17 protein-coding genes are annotated in these 21597 nt (G+C 45.1%); 11 read left to right on the top strand and 6 right to left on the bottom strand.

Annotated elements, in window-relative coordinates; genetic code table 11:
* Positions 1-136 precede the first annotated feature (136 nt).
* Positions 137-877, bottom strand: coding sequence for a 23S rRNA (guanosine(2251)-2'-O)-methyltransferase RlmB (gene rlmB / locus ACXAGV_RS05995; RefSeq protein WP_334059904.1), 741 nt, complete (start codon positions 875-877; stop codon positions 137-139).
* The gene (rnr, locus tag ACXAGV_RS05990; protein WP_474872464.1) at positions 878-3295 is read right to left on the bottom strand and encodes a ribonuclease R; all 2418 of its coding nucleotides are present in this window, start codon (positions 3293-3295) and stop codon (positions 878-880) included. It abuts the gene before it with no gap.
* Between the two features lie 308 nt (positions 3296-3603).
* Here rnr and ACXAGV_RS05985 point away from each other — a divergent pair, with 308 nt between their 5' ends.
* Positions 3604-5304, top strand: coding sequence for an alkaline phosphatase D family protein (locus tag ACXAGV_RS05985; protein WP_474872463.1), 1701 nt, complete (start codon positions 3604-3606; stop codon positions 5302-5304).
* Between the two features lie 63 nt (positions 5305-5367).
* On the opposite strand, the gene ACXAGV_RS05980 is transcribed toward ACXAGV_RS05985, so the two are convergent.
* Entirely contained in the window at positions 5368-7725 is a 2358-nt protein-coding gene (locus ACXAGV_RS05980; protein WP_474872462.1) for a TonB-dependent receptor, read from the bottom strand.
* Positions 7726-8028: 303 nt separating this feature from the next.
* Between ACXAGV_RS05980 and ACXAGV_RS05975 the strand changes: the two genes are divergently transcribed.
* From ACXAGV_RS05975 to ACXAGV_RS05960, 4 genes are all read left to right on the top strand, one after another.
* Positions 8029-8349 carry a type II toxin-antitoxin system RelE/ParE family toxin gene (locus ACXAGV_RS05975; protein ID WP_474872531.1) on the top strand — a complete coding sequence of 107 codons (321 nt, stop codon included), beginning with the start codon at positions 8029-8031 and terminating at the stop codon, positions 8347-8349.
* A gap of 2 nt (positions 8350-8351) precedes the next feature.
* Complete coding sequence (locus ACXAGV_RS05970) at positions 8352-8666, top strand: helix-turn-helix domain-containing protein (RefSeq protein WP_474872461.1); 315 nt, start codon at positions 8352-8354, stop codon at positions 8664-8666.
* Between the two features lie 159 nt (positions 8667-8825).
* On the top strand, positions 8826-9107 hold the full coding sequence (locus tag ACXAGV_RS05965; protein ID WP_014950922.1) for a PepSY domain-containing protein: 282 nt from the start codon (positions 8826-8828) through the stop codon (positions 9105-9107).
* Between the two features lie 101 nt (positions 9108-9208).
* Positions 9209-9778 carry a cytochrome b/b6 domain-containing protein gene (locus ACXAGV_RS05960; RefSeq protein ID WP_474872460.1) on the top strand — a complete coding sequence of 190 codons (570 nt, stop codon included), beginning with the start codon at positions 9209-9211 and terminating at the stop codon, positions 9776-9778.
* Between the two features lie 165 nt (positions 9779-9943).
* Here the strand turns inward: ACXAGV_RS05960 and ACXAGV_RS05955 are convergent, their stop codons facing one another.
* Together ACXAGV_RS05955 and ACXAGV_RS05950 are read right to left on the bottom strand one after the other, a co-directional pair.
* Complete coding sequence (locus ACXAGV_RS05955) at positions 9944-10588, bottom strand: tetratricopeptide repeat protein (RefSeq protein WP_474872459.1); 645 nt, start codon at positions 10586-10588, stop codon at positions 9944-9946.
* A gap of 177 nt (positions 10589-10765) precedes the next feature.
* A complete protein-coding gene (locus ACXAGV_RS05950) occupies positions 10766-11017 on the bottom strand; it encodes a TIGR02647 family protein (protein ID WP_014950925.1) in 252 nt (83 codons plus the stop codon).
* 392 nt (positions 11018-11409) lie between these two features.
* Here ACXAGV_RS05950 and ubiD point away from each other — a divergent pair, with 392 nt between their 5' ends.
* The 4 genes from ubiD (at position 11410) to ACXAGV_RS05930 (ending at position 16660) form a co-directional block, all read left to right on the top strand.
* Positions 11410-12876: a 4-hydroxy-3-polyprenylbenzoate decarboxylase gene (gene ubiD / locus ACXAGV_RS05945; protein ID WP_474872530.1), complete on the top strand. Its 1467-nt coding sequence runs from the start codon at positions 11410-11412 to the stop codon at positions 12874-12876.
* A 98-nt stretch (positions 12877-12974) separates the two neighbouring features.
* Complete coding sequence (fre, locus tag ACXAGV_RS05940) at positions 12975-13670, top strand: NAD(P)H-flavin reductase (protein WP_474872458.1); 696 nt, start codon at positions 12975-12977, stop codon at positions 13668-13670.
* Positions 13671-13954: 284 nt separating this feature from the next.
* Positions 13955-15367, top strand: a complete 1413-nt coding sequence (locus ACXAGV_RS05935; protein WP_474872457.1) for a M28 family metallopeptidase — start codon at positions 13955-13957, stop codon at positions 15365-15367.
* Positions 15368-15634: 267 nt separating this feature from the next.
* Complete coding sequence (locus tag ACXAGV_RS05930; RefSeq protein WP_474872456.1) at positions 15635-16660, top strand: substrate-binding periplasmic protein; 1026 nt, start codon at positions 15635-15637, stop codon at positions 16658-16660.
* A gap of 40 nt (positions 16661-16700) precedes the next feature.
* On the opposite strand, the gene ACXAGV_RS05925 is transcribed toward ACXAGV_RS05930, so the two are convergent.
* Positions 16701-19424 (bottom strand): ATP-binding protein, encoded by a 2724-nt coding sequence (locus ACXAGV_RS05925; protein WP_474872455.1) that lies wholly within the window; start codon positions 19422-19424, stop codon positions 16701-16703.
* A gap of 224 nt (positions 19425-19648) precedes the next feature.
* Here ACXAGV_RS05925 and ACXAGV_RS05920 point away from each other — a divergent pair, with 224 nt between their 5' ends.
* Together ACXAGV_RS05920 and ACXAGV_RS05915 are read left to right on the top strand one after the other, a co-directional pair.
* Entirely contained in the window at positions 19649-20206 is a 558-nt protein-coding gene (locus ACXAGV_RS05920) for a GbsR/MarR family transcriptional regulator (protein WP_014999724.1), read from the top strand.
* An 11-nt stretch (positions 20207-20217) separates the two neighbouring features.
* Complete coding sequence (locus ACXAGV_RS05915) at positions 20218-21591, top strand: cytochrome ubiquinol oxidase subunit I (RefSeq protein WP_474872454.1); 1374 nt, start codon at positions 20218-20220, stop codon at positions 21589-21591.
* Positions 21592-21597 lie beyond the last annotated feature (6 nt).

Genomic DNA, 21597 nt, shown 5'->3' with positions numbered 1-21597 from the left:
AAATGTAACAAAATATTAAACACTTATAATTTTTACTTAAAAGCAAAAAGCGCGTGCTCCTTTTCGGCTCACGCGCTTTTTTCAATGATATTATTACAGTAGTTGCAGGAAGCCTGCTTATACAATCTGCCGGTGTTTACAAACTACGCTGTCTTACGATTTCGTATAAACAAACGCCAGTTGCTACCGATACGTTCAAACTTGTTACGCTACCAGCCATGGGTAACTTAACCAATTCGTCACAGGTTTCTTTTGTAAGTCGACGCATACCTTTGCCTTCTGCCCCCATTACCAGCGCAGTAGGACCTTTTAGATCAACATCATAAAGGGTTTTGTCAGTTTCACCGGCGGTACCCACAATCCAAAGCCCTTTGTCTTGAAGGTGCTTCAAGGTTCTAGCAAGATTCGTAATTTGAATTAACGGCATAACTTCAGCTGCGCCACAGGCCACTTTTCGTACCGTACCGTTTAAGCTTGCTGACTTATCTTTGGGCACAACTACTGCGTGTACACCCGCACCATCAGCCGTGCGTAAGCATGCACCTAAATTATGAGGGTCGGTGATACCGTCTAATACCAAAATTAGCGGCTGCGACTCTCGTTCAAGTATTTTATCAAGGTCAGCTTCATCCATTACGCGGGCAGGTTTCGCTTTAGCAACAACGCCTTGGTGTTGTTCGCCGTTCACTTTATCATCTAACGCCTTACGCTGACTGAACTGAACTGAAATGCCGAAACGGCGCGCCTGGTTAACAATGTTGGTCAAGCGTTCATCGTTACGCCCTTTTAGAACCCACACTTCCATTACACGCTCCGGCTCTTTCTCAAGTACCGACTGCATGGCATGTAAACCGTATAACCATTCTTGCTGCGCCATTTAACGCTTACCTCTTTTATTCAATGACAATGTTTTGCCGCTGCTACCGCCTTTTGCGCTGCCGCGACTTGGCGATTTTCCACCGCTTCGACTAGACGAGCTTGAGCCGCCTTTACCTTTGCTCCCTTTCTTATCAGAACGAGAGTCTTTACCAGAGCGGGGCTTGTTATCAAAGCGAGTAGGTTTGTCTGAAGACTTTTTAGCTGTCTTCACTTTTACCTTCTTGCCTTTAGTGCTGCGCAGCATAGACTTATCGAGTAATAAATCAATCTTTCTTTCGTCAAGATTTACGGCCGCCACGGTAACCTCTACTGTGTCGCCAAGCCTGAACTGACGATGACCCGATTCTCCAACCAATGCCTGTTTTACATCGTCGTAATGGTAATAGTCGTCATCTAACGATGTAATATGCACTAAGCCGTCAATATGGTATTCAGTAAGACGTACGAATAAGCCAAAGTTTGTGACTGAGCTTACTACCCCTTCGAAGGTGTCGCCTACGTGGTCAAGCATGAACTCGCATTTAAGCCAGTCGGCCACATCCCGGGTGGCATCGTCGGCGCGGCGCTCTGTCATTGAACACTGTTCACCTAACTGTTCAATTTCTTCAACGGTGTAGTTTTTAGCGCCGCTTACCGCTTTTTTACCTTGCTGTTTAGCAATAATGCCTTTCAGCGCGCGGTGTACCACCAAATCAGGGTAGCGACGGATAGGTGATGTGAAATGTGCGTAAGCTTCTAGCGCCAAACCAAAGTGCCCTACGTTTTCGCCATCGTAAACCGCTTGCTTCATCGAGCGTAGCAACATAGTTTGAATAAGCTCTTCGTCTACTCGACCGCGGGTTTTAAGCACCACGTCGGTAAATGCGGCTGGCTCGGCATCTTCCACAATGGCATGAGGAATACCGATTTCACTTAAGTAGCTGGTAAATGCGGTAAGCCTATCGGCATCTGGCTTATCGTGTACACGATATAGCGCTGGCGCCTCATGCTTTTCAAGCATAAGAGCCGCACTTACGTTCGCCATGATCATGCACTCTTCAATAAGCTTATGCGCATCGTTACGCACTAGCGGCACAATATTTTCAATTTTGCGCTGGGCGTTGAATACAAACTTCACTTCTTGGGTTTCAAACTCAATGGCCCCGCGTTTGGCTCGAGCTTTTTTGAGCGCACGGTACAAATCGTGAAGATTGCGTAAATGAGGTACATGAGGCTCGTAACGCTGATGTAGCTCTTTGTCACCCTGCAGAATATTCCACACTTTTGTGTAGGTTAACCGGGCATGTGAATTCATTACCGCTTCGTAAAACTGGAATTCTTCCAGTTTACCATTCGCGCTAATGGTCATTTCACACACCATACAAAGGCGGTCTACTTCAGGGTTTAGTGAACACAAACCGTTAGACAGTACCTCGGGTAGCATTGGAATAACTTGGTCAGGGAAATACACCGAGTTACCGCGCTGCTGGGCTTCATCGTCTAGCGCTGAGCCTGTTCTTACATAGTGACTTACGTCTGCTATGGCTACCCATAATTGCCATCCGCCATCATCTAATGGTTCACAATAGACCGCGTCATCAAAGTCGCGAGCGTCTTCACCGTCTATAGTAACAAGGGGAAGCTGGCGTAAATCAATACGACCCTCTTTGGCTTCATCGGGCACTTGATCGGTAAGCTTTTCGACCTGTTTAGTCACGCCTTTCGGCCACTGGTGTGGAATATCGAAAGTGCGAAGCGCCATTTCTATTTCCATACCTGGCGCCATATGCTCGCCAAGTACTTCAACAATTTTACCCACCGGGCTCATTTTACGGCGTGGACGCTGGGTAAGTTCCACCACTACTACCTGCCCCATGCGGGCGCCGTTGGTGCTTTCTGGAGGAATTACAATTTCATGCTGCAACCGACTGTCATCTGGCACTACCATGCCAAAGCCCTGCTCAACAAAGTAACGACCAACAATAGGCTCGCTGCGCGGCTCAATAACTTGCGTCACAAAGGCTTCTTTTCTGCCGCGACGGTCGGTACCACTTATACGCGCTTCTACCACGTCATCGTGAAGGAACAAGTTCATTTGCCCTGCACTGATAAATAAGTCACCGCTTTTGTCTTCAGGACGCAAGAAGCCGTAACCATCTCGGTGACCAATAATTCGGCCTTTTATGAGCTCATCACGGTTTTGAAGTATGTACTTTTTCTGCTTAGTGAATTGCACCTGCCCTTCGCGCTCCATGGCACGAAGTCGGCGCTGAATTCCAATTCGCGCTTCTTCGTCTAAAGCGTTCACCAAGTTACAGATATCAAGAAACGACAACGGCTTGTCGTGTTCTTTTAATAAACTCATTAAATATTCGCGGCTGGCTACCGGATTTTCGTACTTCTCTTTCTCGCGCTGATAATGCGGATCGTCACTCATGTATTTTTAAATTACCTTTAATTGCTTTGTTCAAAACGTCTTCGTTGGTGGCTTTTCTCTTAAAAGCGCTATGGAAAACATTGAATATGATTTTTTAGACACACAAACCAGTTTTGGTTCATGTGGTTATTTGCTGCACAGTATAACAGTATTTACGGCAAAAGATTGTGCCTTATTATGGATTCTCAGCCTGACATCTGTATGTCACAAACACTCAGTATAAAAATGAGTTTTCGTTTTTGTTGCATGAGCGTTCAACAAAACAATGGCATCACCAGTTACCTTACAAACCTATAAAGAGCAGGCATATGGATAGAAGAACGTTTATAAAGCTGTCGTCATTCGCAGGTGCGAGCGTGGCGGTGTCTACAGGGCTAGCAGGCTGCACAGTGAGCAATTCAGCAAATAGCCAACCGCAAACTAACGCAACCTTTACTCATGGTGTGGCTAGTGGCGACCCGTTAAAAGACGCCGTTATTATTTGGACGCGCGCCGTGCCAACAACAGATTCAGGCTCAGGTTTAGCCAAAGCCGATATTTTATGGGAAATGGCAAGCGATGCTGATTTTGCCAACGTGGTAAGTAGCGGCATTGTTGAAGCTAAAGCAACGCATGACTTTACCGTAAAGGTTGACGTGGCAGGTCTTAGTCCTGCTAACCGTTATTTTTACCGTTTTAAAAGCGCTAATGAGACCAGCCCTGTGGGTGAAACCCAAACGCTTCCTGAAACCGATGTATCAAAGGTCACGTTCGGCATATTTTCTTGTTCTAACTACCCCGCTGGCTTTTTCACGCCTTATATGGAAGCAGCGAAGGACGACAACATCGATTATGTCTTGCACTTGGGTGACTACATTTATGAGTACGATGGCAAAGGTTATGCAACAGAACATGCAAAAGAGATAGGCAGAACCTATGCGCCTGATAACGATACCGAGCTTTATACGCTAACCGACTATCGCAATCGCTATGCGCTATATCGTACGGATGAAGGTTTATTGACGCTACACCAAAACAAGCCGTTTATTGTGGTGTGGGATGACCATGAAATTACTAACGACACTTATAAAGAAGGCGCTGAAAATCATCAAGAAGATGAAGGCGATTTTTATGAGCGCCGTGCTGCGGCCGTTCAAGCTTATTACGAATGGCTACCCATCCGCCCACCGTTTGGCACTGAGCGTTTAGAAATTTATCGCCAGTTCACCTTTGGTAAGCTTCTTGACTTATACATGCTAGATACCCGCGTTCTAGCCCGCGACAAACAGCTTGAGTACGGCGACTATCGCGATGCTGAAACAAAAGTGTTCGACCAAGCCCGTTTTATGAAAGATATCGGTAACCCTAAGCGCGGACTGCTTGGTGAAACCCAGCGCAACTGGCTACATTCTTCAATGCAGCAAAGCCAGGCTAAATGGCAGGTGTTAGGGCAGCAGCTATTAATAGGCCGCATGCTTTTCCCTGTATCGATATTTAACGGTGTTGAGCGTAAAGCAATACCTGCTCATGTACATAGGCTCGCGAATATCAAACGCAAACAAAAGCAAGGTGGCGCACTTAGTGAGCAAGAGCTTGCGCTTATCAATACCGTAATGCCATATAACCTAGACGCATGGGATGGCTATCCTGTAGAACGGGAACAGGTGTTAATGCAGCTTAAGTCCATCGGCAAACCCGTTATTGCTCTAGCAGGCGATACTCATAATGCTTGGCACAACAAACTAACCCTTAAAGACGGAACGGAAGTGGGTGTTGAACTTGCCACCCCAGGCGTAACATCACCCGGTATGGAACATTATTTAAGTATGGACGGTGAAATGGCAGAAACCCTTGCTGATGATCTTCCCCTTCTTATTGAAGACTTACAGTACTGTAATCTTCACCAGCGCGGTTTTATGACACTGACCGTTAGCGAGGAAAATGCTAAAGCGACGTGGCACTATGTGGATGCGATTTTGACCAAAGCTGGAAAAGTGGTTAACACGCATAGCTATGAAATAAACGCATAGTAAATAGAATTTGTTTAGATTAAGGCGCTTAACCCAGTTAAGCGCCTTAATTTTTAGGTATTTCTAAAACTCGTAATAAACACGCACACCGGCAATACGAGGCATACCGCGAACGAAGGTAGGAATGCCCAAGCCGCCACCCGTGTTACCTGCATCAATTAAGAACTCTTTATCAAACAGGTTGTTTACGTAAAATTCGTAGGCAAACTTGCTGTTGTCTTGAAGCAGTTTCACCGAAACATCGGTAAGTGAGTAAGTGTCTTGAGAAAGACCAGGGTAATTACTGCTTTCAAAGAACACTTCAGATTGGAAGCTGGTAAGCCAGTTAACATCAATGTCAAAACTATTCATATTGAATACTTTATTGATGTTTATCGCGCCGCTAACCTCTGGCGCTAAGCGGAACTTATTACCGCCATACTGGAATTCAGAACCATCAGCAGTATTGTCAGCAAATTCAGCGTCTAAAAAACCAAGGCTTGCTGTTAGCGTCAGCGTTTCGCTGTAGTTATAGGTCGCCATACCCTCAATGCCCGACATGGTCGAGTCGCCTACCGTTACAGTAATAGACTGCAAGGTTTCTGCGTCGGTAAAGCTTTGCTGATAGTCGCTGTATTCATAGGTAAAAATAGCGCCTGAGAACAGGAAGTTGGCGCTTTGATATTTAACACCCAAATCGTAGCTATCCACAATTTCAGCTTTTGTGACGTTAACGCCACCCGCGTTAGCATCAACAACCGGTGAACGTCGGCCCTTGGCGTAGTTCGCGTATAAATTCCAGTTGTTGTCCACGTCATAGCTTACCGCAAAGCGTGGCAGAGTATCGTCAAAGTCGCGCTCTGCATCAAAAGTAAATGCACCGTCTGCAGTAGTAAAGGTATTTCGCGTATAACGGGTTTCATCAATGTAGCGTACACCAGCCGTTACGTTAATATTGTCGGTAACAAAATACGACACTTCAGCAACATAAGACGCTATGTCTAGCTCAGCTTCAAAAGTAAACGGCCCTTGTATAAAAATAGGCGGTAGCGCTGGATTAGAAATAGGTGAGCCATCGGCATTAAATAGCTGCGACACCAACATGGCACGTAGCGCTTCTATTTCCTCTAGCGATGCGTTGGTCGCTATATTCTGATTAAGCGGAATATTAGAACTAGCCTCAAGCTGTGCTTTTACTGCATCGAAAGTACCGCGTATAAATGGGTCTACCATCACATAGTAAGGCAAAATCGATTCATCTTGAGTAATAGATGCGCCAACAAACGCCGCCAGTTTATCCCCAGAATCATATACTAAGCGCATTGATGCGCCTTGAAGCGTAGCGTCGTTATCAAAATAAGCGTCTTGAATACGCAACGCTGAACCGTCAGCATCAAAACCTTCGCTCACCTCTACATCTTTATAGTAGGCGTCGGCGTGTAGGCTAAGCATTTGGTTGAAATCGTAGTTTACGGTTAAATCATAAGCTTGAAGCGTACGCTCGATACCTAGCTCACCACCCAAACTAAATTCAGCATCAGTAAAAGGGCTGGTATCTCCACCATTTGGTGCGATAGAGCCAGATTTAAAAGCGATACCCGGCTGGTCATTATATTCCATGGCCGCACGAGCAATAATTTCTAGCTTCTCATAGCTTGCAAGCCAAGTTGCGCGAAGTGCTTGCACCGACACACCCTGAAGGTCTTCGCTATTGCACGGTACTTCTTCGCCTAAATGGTTATACATGTTGGCATTACCGTAATAAGAGTCAGCGCTGCACGCATTGTTTTCTACAATGCCGTCCATTTCTCGGTAAAGTCCGGCAATACGGAAACTGTGGTTGTCGTTAACAGGCTGGTTATACATAAACTCAACTTCTTGGCCTTGCTCTGAGTTATAGCCAACCTGCACTTCGCCCTCTTGTTCGAAGGTGGGAAGATTAGAGTGAATGCTTACCGCGCCATTGGCTGCCGCCACACCAAATAAAGTTGGCTGCGGGCCTTTTAGCACTTCAACGCGAGCAATATCGTAAAGCGCAACGCTGGCTACGGTTTTCTTACTGATGTCAAAGCCATCTTGATATACAGATATACGAGGCGTTGCCGACACTGATGACACATCATCGGTGACACCGCGAATGTTAAAAGACGGTAAGCTTACGGCTTGTTCCTGAATTTGAACGTTCGGCAATATGCGAGAAAGCTCGTCAAGTTCCATGATATTGGTACGCTCTAGAAACTCGCTGCCTATGACATCCATGGTAACAGGCACATCCATTACGGACTGCTCTCGCATTTGGGCGGTTACCGTAATCTCTTCTATATAGTCAGTTTCTGAGTCGGGCGTTACTTCTTGCGCAAATGCTGCGCTTGATAAAGCGAACGCAATCGTTGTAGCCAGCATAGATCGTGGAAAAACGCTTCGAGGGTAGAGAGGGCGCATCAAATCATTCCTTTCGTGTGCTTATAGGGTGTTTATGTATTTTTATAAGCAGTTCACCGATAGATTGGCGACATTGCCTACTTTTTAGAATTATCGAAGCACAAGAATGTAGAACGCTTTTGCGAAGGTTCGATGAAGCATAGGTGACAAGTCAAAGGCACTTTTGTGACAGACGACTTTCCCTTTCTTTTTCCCTAATCAGCTCTGTACCAGAGCTCAGTTGTTATTAAGTAAAGCTCTATGTAACTTTTGTTGAATAAATACACAACAAAAGTTATCATTAATGATAACCCAATAGGAATAATGATGAATTGGGAGATCAAGTTTCACAGAGGCGTTAAAGAGCAAATATTGGCTATGCCACCTAAAGTGCAGGCACGTTTTATACGGTTATTAGAACTTATGGAAAAGCATGGCCCGAACTTAGGGGCTCCTCATACTAAACCCATGAGTACAGGTTTGTTCGAGGTCAGAGCTAAAGCAAAAGAAGGAATCGGTAGGGGGCTATTCTGCTACACAAAAGGAAGACAGATACATATTTTATATGCGTTCATAAAAAAGTCTCAGAAGACGCCGAAGGAAGTAATACAGATCGCCAGATTGAGAATGAAAGAGGTTAACTAGCTATGACTTTGCAAAACCTTAAGCGTGAAGCATTGAAGAACAAAGATGTAAAAAAAGAATATGATCGCCTCGAAAGCGAGTTCACACTTATCGAGCAGCTAATATCTATGAGGAAAGAGGCAGGGCTAACTCAAGAGCAGCTTGCGCAAAAAATGCAAACACACAAGAGTAATATTAGCCGATTGGAAAAAGAGAATAGCAACCCTAATTGGAAGACTTTAGTCAGATATGCAAGTGTCTGTGGGTTCGAACTTTCGCTTACCCTTCATAAAAAGAAAGCCACGTCTCGCGCTAACGATAGTTCTTTACCGCGCTAATTTTTAAAACTATATCGTGAATATCGACAATAACAAAAATGTACGCCGCGATATATGTCTATTGCAAAAACTCCCCTTTGCATCAAAGAGCAAACTAAGTACACTCATTTCACGTAGGACAGAAACAACATTTAACTAATAAGCGAAATGGAGACTGCAATGAAAAAATTAATGATGGCTACGGCTATTGGCGCTGCGACCCTATTAAGTGCTTGTAGTGCGGAGCACGGTACTACGCAGTGTACTACTGCACCTGAAGCTGAATGGCAAAACCAAGATGCGTTCCAGGCTCAACTGTTAGCGCAAGGTTACAAAATTAACGAGTTTAAAGTAACAGGCGGCAACTGCTACGAAATCTACGGCTTCGACAAAGAAGAAAACAAAGTAGAAATTTACTTTAACCCAGTTGATGGCAGCATTGTTAAGAAAGAAATGCACTAAGTGTGTTTTAGCAAACGGCTGATAGCTCGCTTGCTTTAATACTTGATGAAAACGCTGCAAACTATTGCAGCGTTTTTATTTTACCTTAAGAAAGTTATGTAATGTACAGACCTAAAGATACGCCTTCGGACATTTATATTTGGGATTGGGTGGTGCGCCTATGCCACTGGGGCCTTGTCGCTACCTTTGTGACCAACTATTTTATTGTAGAGCCAGGTCGCCTTTATCACGAAATAACTGGTTACATTGCGGTAGCACTTATATCCATACGAGTTAGCTGGGGCTTTTTATCAACCAAATTCGAAGCTAGTAAAAAGGTAGCCACTGAATACGCAAGCTTTTCTAACGTAGCATTACATCAACAGGCCTTCACTGAACATATTCAATACGTAAAACAAAAGAAAATTCCCACTCACCATGGCCACAACCCTTTCGGCTGGCTGATGATAATGGCCGTTATCATGCTACTGCTGGGTTTAGGTATTACCGGTTTTATGATGGAAGAAATAGATGCCATGTTTGGTAATAGTACGCTGGAATGGATACACAGCATTATGGCCGACATTCTCTACGCATGCGTGCTAGTACATGTAGCTGCCGTATTTGCTGTGCAACATAGGGGAAATATTCAATTAGTTCGTCCAATGCTCACAGGCTGGCGAAAGCGCTAAGCCCCTTCAGAGCGACAATACTCTAAGGCCATCAATGCGAAAAGGTTATCGCTTTTGCAGAAGGGCGCTTTGGGTATTTACTAGCCTTTCTTTCCTGTAGGTTTGTTTCCCTACCCCCTCTATTAATCATTTAGTCGTTTGCAATCTATTAAGTACTAGCAATATCTAACTATCTAAAGGCCGCTTTGCTTCACGTACAGCTCTCGGGTGCATTAATTTTTCTAAGCGAGCGAGGTATGAAGCTATTTGCTGGTGCTGTTTTTTATCATTGGTCACAGAGTTATAAAGCCAGTGGTAGGCATCTTCATAGTCGTAAGGGCTACCATGACCTTCTAAAAACAACTCGACCAAGCGAATCTGCGCTTTCAGGTTTTTAAGTGCGGCTGCTTCTCGCAAATACACCACTGCGCGTGCTTTATCCTGCTGCACAAGCGTACCCTTTGCATAGTAACGCCCAAGCTGCTCAAGTGCTGCTGGCAAACCTTGATTTGCGGCATCTTCCATGTAGCCAATACCGCGGGAAGGTTCAGCATCAACGCACACGCCCCACGCCAGCATGTCCCCCCATAAAAACTGGTAGGCCGGCACTTTTAATACATCCGCACGGGCCTCAATGTCTTGAACAAGCTGACATCTGTCTTCTACCACTTTATCTAAGTGAGTATTAGCGTTGATCATGTCGATTAACGCGTCTTGGCTGTAAAGCTGAACTGCGCGAAGCTCTTCAATGGTTTCGCCTTCTAAGGCATAAGCAGAAAAGCCCATCGCAGAGGCACAAATAAATAAGGCTGTGTGTAGAATACGTTTCATAGCAAAAGAGTATGTGTTGATTACCATGTCTTGGTTAAGGTATCGGCTAATTATAGATTATCTTAACCAAGGCATACTTATCTTTACACATGGACACTATAAGCGGAGGCTAGCGGCGAATTGTTTTCAGCTTTTACGCTGTCTTTTTGCATTCACTCTATCGCCAGCCTCTTAAGATCAGTGGCTACTTTTTCGAGGGCACATGGCCGATTGGATATGGCGGGCGTGATCGGCTAGGTCAATGCCTAAATCTGTTAGATAACCGCCGTCAGGCTGGGTGATTAGGCCTTTCGAGTAAAGCCTGGACGCTGCATTCACCATGCTTTGGCTTGCATCGTGATGAATTTTCAAACCTTGAAGCAGGCTGTCTGTGGGAAACTTCAATAACAAATTTAATTCGTCTAGCATGTCCTGATCGAATGAACTCATGTAACCACCTTAGGCAAAAGGGTTATAAGGAGTTTAGCACTGTGCCAGCTGAAACTTCTCAGCATAAAACTTTGGTCCAGAACCTTTTTTCAAGCACCTCTATAAAAGCACTAGAAGCCAAAGCCTAAACTAAAGCGCGTACACCAAAGCGCTATCCACCTTAGATTTGTTAATATTTTTAACGCTTTCTTATATCACACCCAAATGGCACCTCTGTAAAGCGTAATTTAACTAATATTGCCAAGAAAAACCTACGAGCAGGGCGAGGCAATGTTGCAGGCCAGTTCACCTGTAAAACGTTTAATCGTATAAACACCTCGCTTACTGATCGGACTTTGGCGCTAAATAGTATATTCTTGCCATAAATTGAGTTTGTGGATGCACCTGCACTGATGAAGTACAAAGATTTACGCGACTTTATTCGCCAGCTAGAAGCTAAAGGTGAATTGGTACGCATTAGCCAGCCGATTGATACCGACCTTGAGATGACAGAGATTGCCGACAGGACTTTGCGTGCCGGCGGCCCTGCACTTTTATTTGAAAACCCCAAGAACCACAACATGCCCGTATTGGCCAATTTATTTGGTACGCCAGAGCGCGTCGCTATGGGCATGGGTCAAGAGTCTGTCGAAGCACTTCGTGAAGTAGGCAAATTACTGGCTTATTTGAAAGAGCCAGAGCCACCTAAAGGACTAAAAGATCTTTGGGAGAAGCTGCCAGTATTTAAGCAGGTGCTTAACATGCCTGCCAAAGTACTCAAGAAAGCCCCTTGTCAGGAAGTGGTGCTTACCGGTGACGATGTAGACTTGTCAAAAATTCCGGTTCAGCGCTGTTGGCCAGGTGACGCTGCACCTTTGGTAACCTGGGGTTTGAGTGTTACTAAAGGACCACACAAAAAGCGCCAGAACTTGGGGATTTACCGTCAGCAGGTAATCGGCAAAAACAAACTTATTATGCGCTGGTTGTCACACCGTGGCGGTGCGCTAGATTTTCGTGAATGGTGTCAAACACACCCTGGCGAACCCTATCCTGTATCAGTGGCGCTGGGTGCAGATCCAGCTACCATTTTAGGTGCAGTTACCCCTGTTCCAGATACCCTTTCAGAATATGCCTTTGCTGGCTTACTGCGTGGAGATAAAACCGAAGTAGTTAAGTCTATTAGTAACGACTTACAAGTACCTGCCAGCGCGGAGATTGTGCTTGAAGGCTATATTGCACAAGATGAAACTGCACCTGAAGGCCCTTATGGCGATCACACCGGTTATTATAATGAAGTCGACGACTTCCCTGTGTTTACCGTTACCCATATTACGCACCGTAAAGATCCTATTTATCATTCAACCTATACCGGCCGTCCGCCAGATGAGCCTGCTATATTAGGTGTGGCGCTAAACGAAGTGTTTGTGCCTATTTTGCAAAAGCAGTTCCCTGAAATTGTCGATTTCTATTTGCCGCCAGAAGGCTGTTCTTACCGCATGGCGGTGGTTACCATGAAGAAACAATACCCAGGTCACGCTAAACGAGTGATGATGGGCGTGTGGTCTTTCTTACGACAGTTCATGTACACAAAATTTGTGATAGTGTGCGATGACGACGTTAATGCCCGCGACTGGAACGATGTTATATGGGCTATTACTACCCGTATGGACCCAGCCCGCGACACGGTGATGATAGAAAATACGCCTATCGATTACTTGGACTTTGCGTCCCCCGTTTCAGGGCTTGGCTCTAAGATGGGCATGGACGCGACAAACAAGATGCCGGGCGAGACCGACCGTGAATGGGGCGTGCCCATTGTGATGGACGAAGACGTTAAAAAACGCGTTGATGATATTTGGGACAGTCTTGGTATTATGTAGCGACTCGATGTAGCGCTATTAACGATTATTAAAGCATGCGCTTGTCTTAAAGCGCATGAAAAGGCGACACGCTAAGCAAGAAGGTTAGAAGAGAATACATGTCAGAAATTAAGTGTAAGGTTGCAAGCATCACGCCTTTGACCGAAGTGGTTCAAAAAGTTGAATTAACACCAGAAAGCCCTGTTGAGTTTAAAGCGGGTCAGTACGCTATGGTGGTAATGGGCGAAAAAGATATGCGTCCATTTTCTATTGCTAATGCCGCCTTTGATAATAACCGCATTGAATTACACATTGGCGCAGAGCCTGGCAACAGTTACGCCGGTGAAGTGCTAGAGCGCATGCGTGCAGATGGCGAAATTACCGTAAATATAGGTAATGGCAATGCATTTTTGCAAAGTAACGGTCTGCCTATGGTGCTTATTGCTGGTGGTACGGGTTTCTCGTATACCTACTCTATTCTGCAAGAGCACCTTAACAGCGGAGACAAAACACCACTTACCCTTTATTGGGGTGGAAAACACGCGGCAGATTTGTATTTAGCTGACAAACTAACTGAACTCGCTGAAGCGAATGAGCACTTCACTTTTGTGCCGGTTGTCGAGTTTGCATGCGACGAGTGGAAAGGCAGAACAGGCTGGGTACATCATGCGGTAATGGCAGACCATGCTGACTTTGCGAACGTTCAAGTATATGTTGCCGGTCGCTTCGAAATGGCAAAAGTAGTACGCGATGACTTTACACAACGCGGCTTAAAAGTTGAGAACCTATTCGGCGACGCATTTGCGTTTATATAAGCCAAGTTTAAGCGAGGCGTATTAATACCCATCGCTTTTTATATATCATATCCTCCTATCGCCATCGAACCGTCGTTGGCGTTTTATACATACTCTAGCCGTCACTATTCAATCTCTTCGCTCATTTACTGTTCACTAAACATACTCTCACCTCTACTTTTTATCAAAAAGTAAAGAATAGATCGTTTTCGAACTTGCGATAGTTGGCTAGTTTAAATCGTTTACTCCAATTGTAGCCAAGCCACGTATTGGTTATGGTGAAAAGATAAACACTGGAGAGAACAATGATAAAAAACCTATCCGCACTCGCTAACTTAAGCGCAAAAATAAGTAAAAACACCCTGCTGACATCTGCTGTATTATTGAGCGGCACCGTTTCTTTCGCTACTCACGCACAAAGTGAACAGCACCAAGCACTTTACGATATTGCCAAAAATGTTTCCGCCGAAAACATCGAAAAAGACATTACCAAGTTGGTGAATTTTGGTACTCGCCATACTCTTTCTGAAACCGAGTCTGATACTCGCGGTATAGGCGCGGCGCGCCGATGGATTAAATCTGAATTTGATAAAATTTCAGCTGAGTGTGGTGGCTGCTTAGAAGTGTACTACCAGGCGGAAGTTATCAGCGGAGAAAAGCGTATTCCCGAGCCGGTAGAAGTGGTTAGTGTTATTGCTATTCAACGCGGTATTACTGATCCAGGCCGTTACGTGATCATGTCTGGCGACATTGATTCACGGGTGTCTGATGTGATGGATTTCACCTCTGATTCACCAGGTGCAAACGACAACGCCTCTGGTGTTGCCGGTACCCTTGAAGCGGCGCGAGTATTATCCAAGTACAAGTTTAACGGTAGCATCGTCTACGCTGCACTATCTGGCGAAGAGCAAGGGCTTTTCGGCGGACGTATTATGGCAAACCAAGCTAAGAAAGACGGCTGGCGAATTAAAGCCGTGCTCAACAATGACATGATAGGCAATATCGAAGGGGTTAACGGTGTGATTAACAACACAACCGCTCGCTTGTTTGCTGAAGGTACACGCGTAACCGAAACGGATAAAGAAGCGCGCATGCGACGTTTCACCGGGGGTGAAGTTGACTCACCAAGCCGTAACCTTGCCCGCTATATCGATAAAATCGCTGATAAGTACATTGAAAATTTAGACACTATGGTGATTTATCGTTTAGATCGCTTTGGTCGTGGCGGCCACCACCGCCCGTTTAACGACTTGGGCTATCCGGGTATTCGTATTATGGAAACTAACGAAAACTACACCCGCCAGCATCAAGACCTTCGCGTAGAAGACGGTATTGCCTATGGTGACACCTTGGATGGCGTCGACTTTGATTACGCTGCCAAACTTACTGGCCTTAATGCTGTTTCACTTGCTGCAATGGCGTGGGCACCGAATCCACCTGCAAATGTAGAAATTGCCGGTGCAGTTCAACCTTCAACATTTTTAAAGTGGGATGCCCTAGACGCTGAAGAGAACCCGCAGCTTAAAGGGTACAAAGTATACTGGCGTCATACTGATGCTCCGCAATGGGAATACAGTAAATATGTGGGTAACGTCACCGAGGCTATGCTTGAGAACGTCGTTATCGACAACTACTTCTTTGGCGTAGCCAGCGTTAACAAGGACGGTGTTGAAAGCGTTGTCGTTTACCCAGGCCCTGCGGGTAGCTTCGGCGAATAAACGCTTATATTAGGCGTTTATATTAAGCGTACTTATACGCACCCGATTACGCATCCAATCAAGTTCGTGACGTTAAGCTGGTAATGAAACCGGCTTATCGTCACGAATGACTTTACTCAACAAAAGCTAGTCTGAACGTGGACACTACACTCAATATATTGATGTCGCTTACATTTTGTTAATTTAAGCCAGTACGTGTTTATTGGAATTAAGTGACTAACTGCATTACAGTGTAGGAAATGCATAACGGCAGTTCGGAGTTCACCTTTGGTAAGATTCAGCGCGTTCTCGCTCTCTATTTTCACTCAACGCCTTTCTTTATTGGCTATTAGCCTAACCCTTTGTTGCTTTAACGTTTCGCAAGTAAATGCCGCCACGACCAAACTGGGTGCAGCTTCATTCGAAACCTATATCAGCGACGATGGCGAGCCTGCTCGGATTAACGTGTTACTTGAAAAGGTGTTTAAAAAAGCGGAGTTGGATATTCAACTTCAGGTCATGCGACAAGCTTTTCTGGGAAGTTCTATCTTAACGGGTAAATTAGATGGTGAGTTTGCCCATATCAACTTAGGTGAGGACACTAGCGGCTTTGTACTTTCCGATATTTATCTACCCATTTATCTTTACGCGGTAAGTAAAGAGGCAGATGTTGAGGCCGTGAAGCTGTATCCTCATTTAAAAGACAACCGTGTCGCTATTGAAAATCGCTTTGCAAATACGCCTTCATTCAGATTACTTAAAAATATAAAATGGTCGCGCAACCCAACCACTTTTGATGCATTTCGCCAACTTGCCGATGATAGAGCACCTTACTTAATTACCTCCCAACTTCTTGCACGAGAGCTCAACAAACTGCTAGCTAACGATAATGAAGAAACCCTTCACTTTTCCGCAAAACCCTTAACAAAAACAGGGTTTCAAATCGCTATCAGCAAAAAGGTTGCTAACGCTGAAAACATTGTTGCACAGTTCAATAAAGCTGTGTCATCGATGCAGAATGCAGGCGAATTGAATAAGCCCCTTGAACTGGCTTGGCTTACCAAAGATGTGAATGGCGATGGCGTTGCCGACTTTATCGGGCACAGCAACATAACTACCACATCAGACTTGTTAAACACCGCCTATTCCCTTGACGGTAAACCTACATCTGAAGCCAGCGCGTTTTATATTGACGGGGATAGATATACATCGCTTGAGAAAGCGCGTGCTGCGCTTCCCACTATAGAAAATTCGTCGCCTCGCGAGTCACTGCTAGATAAAACCACCTACCAGCAATTGCTTCGCCGCTGGTAGGTACCTTGCAGTGCGAAGAGTACGTGTGAAGGCAAGCGTATTAGTGTGACGTCTCCGGCAAATACATTTCCAGAATTGTCAGCAATTCTTCACCATCTACTGGTTTTGACACATAGTTATTAAAGCCTGCTTTAAGTGCTTTAACGCGATCAGAGGTATAGGCGTAAGCAGTAAGCGCCACAGCGTTGAGTTTTGCAATCTCAGGTATTTCGCTTGCCCTCATTTTCAATACTAGCCCTAACCCGTCCATTTCCGGCATACCAATATCCGATAGCAGAAGATCGAAGGCTTCTGGCATATCGTTAATTTCTTTCCATGCTAACAGGCCGTTCTTCACAACATTCACTCGCGCGCCGTTAGATTCTAAAAACAGCTTGATGAAATCACGGGCATCTTGCTCGTCCTCTGCGACTAAAATCCGTAAGCCTTTCAAACGCAAAGACTCGGTCAGGTCGCTAATTTCAGAGTTCTTGGTTTCAATAATGTCGTCGTGCAAATTAAGCGGCGCTATCGGCAGCGTTACGTAAAACGTTGTTCCCGTATTAAGTCCGTCGCTTTCAGCATAAATTTCACCACCGTGCATCTCTACTAAACTTTTCACAATAGACAGGCCTAAGCCCAATCCATGTTTGTTGTGCTCGTTTTTGCCTTGATAAAAACGTTCGAAAACATGAGATAGCTGCTCGCGCGTCATACCTTTGCCATTGTCTTTAACGCGGAAAAGGTAGTTCGAATGCTCTCTTCGACCTCTTACATGCACAGTACCGCCTTTCGACGTGAACTTAAGCGCATTGCTCAACAGGTTATTGATGACCTGTTTTATACGGAGATTGTCACCCAGAATTTGCGTGTGATCGTCTTCGCAATTTATCGATAGCTGAATATTTTTGCTCGCAAATCCAGCCTCGAAAGATTTGGCAACTTCAGATATGGAACCTGCGATATTAAGCGAATGGGTACTGAGCTTCATCGTACCTGAAATAATACGGGATAAATCGAGAATATCGTTGATCAGTGCTGCCTGAGTTGATGCCGCGCGCTTTATCACGCCAAGGGCATCAGTCATTCTGTCCACATTACCGACATCCATAAGCGCTAAATCGGTCCACCCCACAATGGAGTTAAGTGGTGAACGTAGCTCGTGAGAAATGCTGGCAAGAAACTGATCTTTCGCTTTATCCAGCTCTTCTAATTTACTAATTTGCTTATCGAGCGACGCTTTTAAGCTTAGCGCGTAAGGTATAAACAGATGATCAAAACCTTCAATTATTAGTTGATCATCTTCGGTCCACTCTACCGATTCATCAGCGACACTTTGCAAATACATATCAAACGAATTACGAGGAGTAAGAGACTTTCCAACGTCTTTTCTGGCTGCATCGCGACCCGCCCAGCGAATGGTCTTGTCTTTCTGCTCTCTGAACCAAACCGTGTAGTAGCCCAGTTTTGAAGACACGCAGGAAATATACATGCCTCGAATGCCGTTTAGGTCGCCACTATCTAAAATTTCGTTTGTTAATCGGTTTATGGCAATGGACTGCTCAGAGCCGCTAATGGCAAATTTTTCGAGTAATTTTGCCAAGGTTTTCTCTGTGGGAGTCTTACCAACCAGATAGTTGCCCGTAGGGGTAACCACCGCCAAACCGCACGAATCAGCAACATCCAGTAACTCTCCTTCTTTCTGCGTGATGGCCTCAAGCGGGTTCGTGAATGAAGTAAGCTGGTGAACAATATAGTTCAGCTTGCGTTGGCGAATTTGAAATTGCTCTTTCTTTTTATGCAGTGCTTTCGTGTGAAGCTGCCAGGCATAAAGATGACCTAACGATTCGCAAACTAAACGTTTCTTTTGGTCGATGTAAGCAGGTTCACTGTTGTGGCATGCTAACAATCCCCACAGCTTACCCTCAAAAACAAGCGAAACTGAAAATGAAGAGCGGATCCCCATGTTCTTAAGGTAGGCAATGTGCATAGGCGAAACAGAGCGAACCATCGACATTGATAAGTCCAATGGCGGACGTTCGGCCTCTTTAACCGAAGGTTTAAGGCCTATAACTTGCTCTTCTACATCGTAGACACAGCGTACTCGATTTTTTAGATACAGTTCACGGGCCTGACTAGGGATATCCGAAGCGGGAAACTTCAGCCCTTTAAATGAGCGAGAATCTGCACTTGCGGCTTCACCAATCACTTCACCACAGTAGGTTTTGTCAAACTGATAAACCATGACCGAGTCGAAACCTATGTATTGCTTAAATACTTGAGCGATAGCATCGGCAACATCGCCTATGGAGTCGCGGTCATCGACATTGGGTAACAATGCGCGAATATCTACATCCATTGGCACCCATTGCTGCGCCGCCTCAAAGCTTAGTTGAGGGGTTGGCTCAAGTTCAATAACTAACAGGCCATTAGAATCGAAGGCAACGCCACTACCCTCTTTCTCCCAATCTTTGAGATGGAGCGCGTTTTCAGCAAACTTCCACTGGTAGGCATGGCGTACATTTCCACCTTTTACAGCATCGTGAATAGTCTGGAATGTGCACGCTTCAGGAGAGGGAATTTCAATCAGTTCAGTGATAAGTGTTTCACCGGGAACGACGTCTACGTTGAACATGTCATTAATGTTCTCGCTCACTACCTGAACTTTTTTAGTACTAGGATTGATGGCAATGACATACCCAAAACTCTGCACGCTTTCAATAAAGTGGATAGCTTCATCTTCACAGTTTTGAAGCGTTGTTGGGGTATTGTCAATTGTTTGCATTACTTCGAGCCAAATATAATAAAGCGAATTTTCGCAATGTGTTCCTAGACTTATCTTACAAGATACCGACTTTCTATTAAAGAAGCATGTCAAATCGCGGCAAGGCTTAATATGAAGAACATTAAATTTTCAAAAATTCGTACGTGATATCACGAATAAAACTTGTGTTTCTTGATCCTACGCAATAAACTTTCAGTAATTTCTGAAACTTCTGGAAGGTAAAAATGAAAATGACGCCTTTAATTACATCTGCGGTTATGCACTTTGGCGAAATGGGAAGTCGTTGGGGTTTCAACAGAACAGTTGGGCAAATTCTTGCGCTTATTGTTTTAAACGAAGAGCCCATTTCGGCGCAGGAAATTGCGGATGCGCTCAACATCTCCAGAGGCAATACCAGCATGGGTTTAAAAGAGCTTCAGTCGTGGCGCTTAGTTAAACAACATCTTGTTCCTGGTGAGAGAAAAGAGTTCTTTATTCCGGCTGGTGATATTTGGACACTGGCCAATAGAGTATTTGAAGAACGAAGAAAGCGCGAGATAGACCCAACCATGAGTCTACTGCGTGATTTGTTGCTTGACGCACCTGCCAATGAAAAAGAGGCCAATGCACAACATAAACTGAACGAAATTCACGATTTACTCGAATCAATTACGGCATGGTCTGAAGAGCTTCAAAATCTTGGGCCTGAAAAGTTAAACACGTTGATGAAGTTGGGTTCTGGCGTCGGCCGTATGCTTGAGCTTAAGGACAAGCTACTTCCGGGGAAAAACAGCGTTAACTAAGGGGGCCTTCTGTGGATGCATTCTTGCTGTCTCGTTTACAATTTGCGTTAAATATTAGTTTTCATATTTTGTTTCCAACCATCACCATGGCGATGGGCTGGTTTCTATTTTACTTTAAGCTGCGCTCTAATATTTCAGGTCACCCTGTGTGGATGCGTATGTATCGTTTTTGGGTACGTGTATTTGCTCTGAGTTTTGCCTTAGGTGTGGTCAGCGGTGTCACCATGTCATTTCAGTTTGGCACTAATTGGCCTGGATTCATGGAGAAAGTGGGCAATGTAGCTGGGCCACTACTAGGCTACGAGGTACTGACCGCCTTCTTCCTAGAGGCCACGTTTTTAGGCATCATGCTGTTTGGCATACGCCGTGTTCCGAACTGGTTGCATACGGCTTCTACCCTTATTGTTGCGCTTGGCACCACAACATCTGCGTTCTGGATACTGGCGCTTAATAGCTGGATGCAAACCCCACAAGGCTTTGAAGTGGTCGATGGTGTGGTGTATGCCACAAACTGGAAAGAAATTATCTTTAACCCTTCTTTCCCTTACCGCTTTGTACATATGATGTTAGCGTCTGGACTGACGGCCAGCTTCCTAATAGCTGGGCTTTCGGCCTATCGCATGCTGAAAGGCGACGACAAGCTTGCGCCTAAGCTCGCGCTTAAAACCGCCACCTATACGGCGGCAGTGTTAATCCCGCTGCAAATTTTTGCTGGCGACATGCATGGTTTAAATACCCTTGAACATCAGCCGCAGAAAGTAGCGGCGATGGAAGGGCTTTGGGAAACCACTGAAGGCGCACCTTTGTTGCTTTTTGCAATTCCTGACGAAGAAAGCAAAGAGAATCATTTTGAAATTCCTATTCCTTATGGTGCAAGCTTAATCCTTACCCATGAACTTAAAGGCGAGATAAAAGGGCTCAATGAGTTTGAAGGAGAGCACCCGCCCGTAGCCCCTGTGTTCTTCGGCTTCAGAGTTATGGTGGGTATGGGCATGTTGATGCTCGCTGTGTCATGGTTTGGCAGTCTTTACCTTATGCGTAACAAAGACTTCCCAATTTGGCTTAAACGCACGTTTGCAGGCATGGCGTTTAGCGGCTGGATTGCTACCTTAGCAGGCTGGTACGTAACGGAAATAGGCCGTCAGCCCTATTTGGTAAGTGGTGTATTAAGAACCGCTGATGCCGTTACCCAATTGCCACCGGCGAATATTGCTCTGTCGTTCACGCTCTACCTTGTTATTTATACGGTACTTCTAATCGCATACATGGGAACACTTATGTTGATGTGCAGAAGAGCCGTTGAAATTGAAGAGATAACGACGGAAGAGCGCGAAGTTGCCAAGGCAAAAATGCAACCTACTGACCCAGACCCAAGCACGGTTTAAGGAGAG

The sequence above is a fragment of the Alteromonas sp. ABH4_453 genome, from assembly GCF_056160665.1.
Note: the sequence above shows the minus strand (reverse complement) of the source record. Positions and strands in the feature narration are given on the sequence as shown.

What these genes read in the sequence shown, in the direction of transcription:
- ACXAGV_RS05920 (WP_014999724.1), top strand. Translation starts at nt 19,649, where the DNA reads ATGAAAATGACGCCTTTAATTACATCTGCGGTTATGCACTTTGGCGAA.
- rnr (WP_474872464.1), bottom strand. Translation starts at nt 3,295, where the DNA reads ATGAGTGACGATCCGCATTATCAGCGCGAGAAAGAGAAGTACGAAAAT.
- ACXAGV_RS05985 (WP_474872463.1), top strand. Translation starts at nt 3,604, where the DNA reads ATGGATAGAAGAACGTTTATAAAGCTGTCGTCATTCGCAGGTGCGAGC.
- ACXAGV_RS05975 (WP_474872531.1), top strand. Translation starts at nt 8,029, where the DNA reads ATGATGAATTGGGAGATCAAGTTTCACAGAGGCGTTAAAGAGCAAATA.
- ACXAGV_RS05955 (WP_474872459.1), bottom strand. Translation starts at nt 10,588, where the DNA reads ATGAAACGTATTCTACACACAGCCTTATTTATTTGTGCCTCTGCGATG.
- fre (WP_474872458.1), top strand. Translation starts at nt 12,975, where the DNA reads ATGTCAGAAATTAAGTGTAAGGTTGCAAGCATCACGCCTTTGACCGAA.
- ACXAGV_RS05950 (WP_014950925.1), bottom strand. Translation starts at nt 11,017, where the DNA reads ATGAGTTCATTCGATCAGGACATGCTAGACGAATTAAATTTGTTATTG.
- ACXAGV_RS05960 (WP_474872460.1), top strand. Translation starts at nt 9,209, where the DNA reads ATGTACAGACCTAAAGATACGCCTTCGGACATTTATATTTGGGATTGG.
- ACXAGV_RS05970 (WP_474872461.1), top strand. Translation starts at nt 8,352, where the DNA reads ATGACTTTGCAAAACCTTAAGCGTGAAGCATTGAAGAACAAAGATGTA.
- ACXAGV_RS05935 (WP_474872457.1), top strand. Translation starts at nt 13,955, where the DNA reads ATGATAAAAAACCTATCCGCACTCGCTAACTTAAGCGCAAAAATAAGT.
- ubiD (WP_474872530.1), top strand. Translation starts at nt 11,410, where the DNA reads ATGAAGTACAAAGATTTACGCGACTTTATTCGCCAGCTAGAAGCTAAA.
- ACXAGV_RS05965 (WP_014950922.1), top strand. Translation starts at nt 8,826, where the DNA reads ATGAAAAAATTAATGATGGCTACGGCTATTGGCGCTGCGACCCTATTA.
- rlmB (WP_334059904.1), bottom strand. Translation starts at nt 877, where the DNA reads ATGGCGCAGCAAGAATGGTTATACGGTTTACATGCCATGCAGTCGGTA.
- ACXAGV_RS05925 (WP_474872455.1), bottom strand. Translation starts at nt 19,424, where the DNA reads ATGCAAACAATTGACAATACCCCAACAACGCTTCAAAACTGTGAAGAT.
- ACXAGV_RS05980 (WP_474872462.1), bottom strand. Translation starts at nt 7,725, where the DNA reads ATGCGCCCTCTCTACCCTCGAAGCGTTTTTCCACGATCTATGCTGGCT.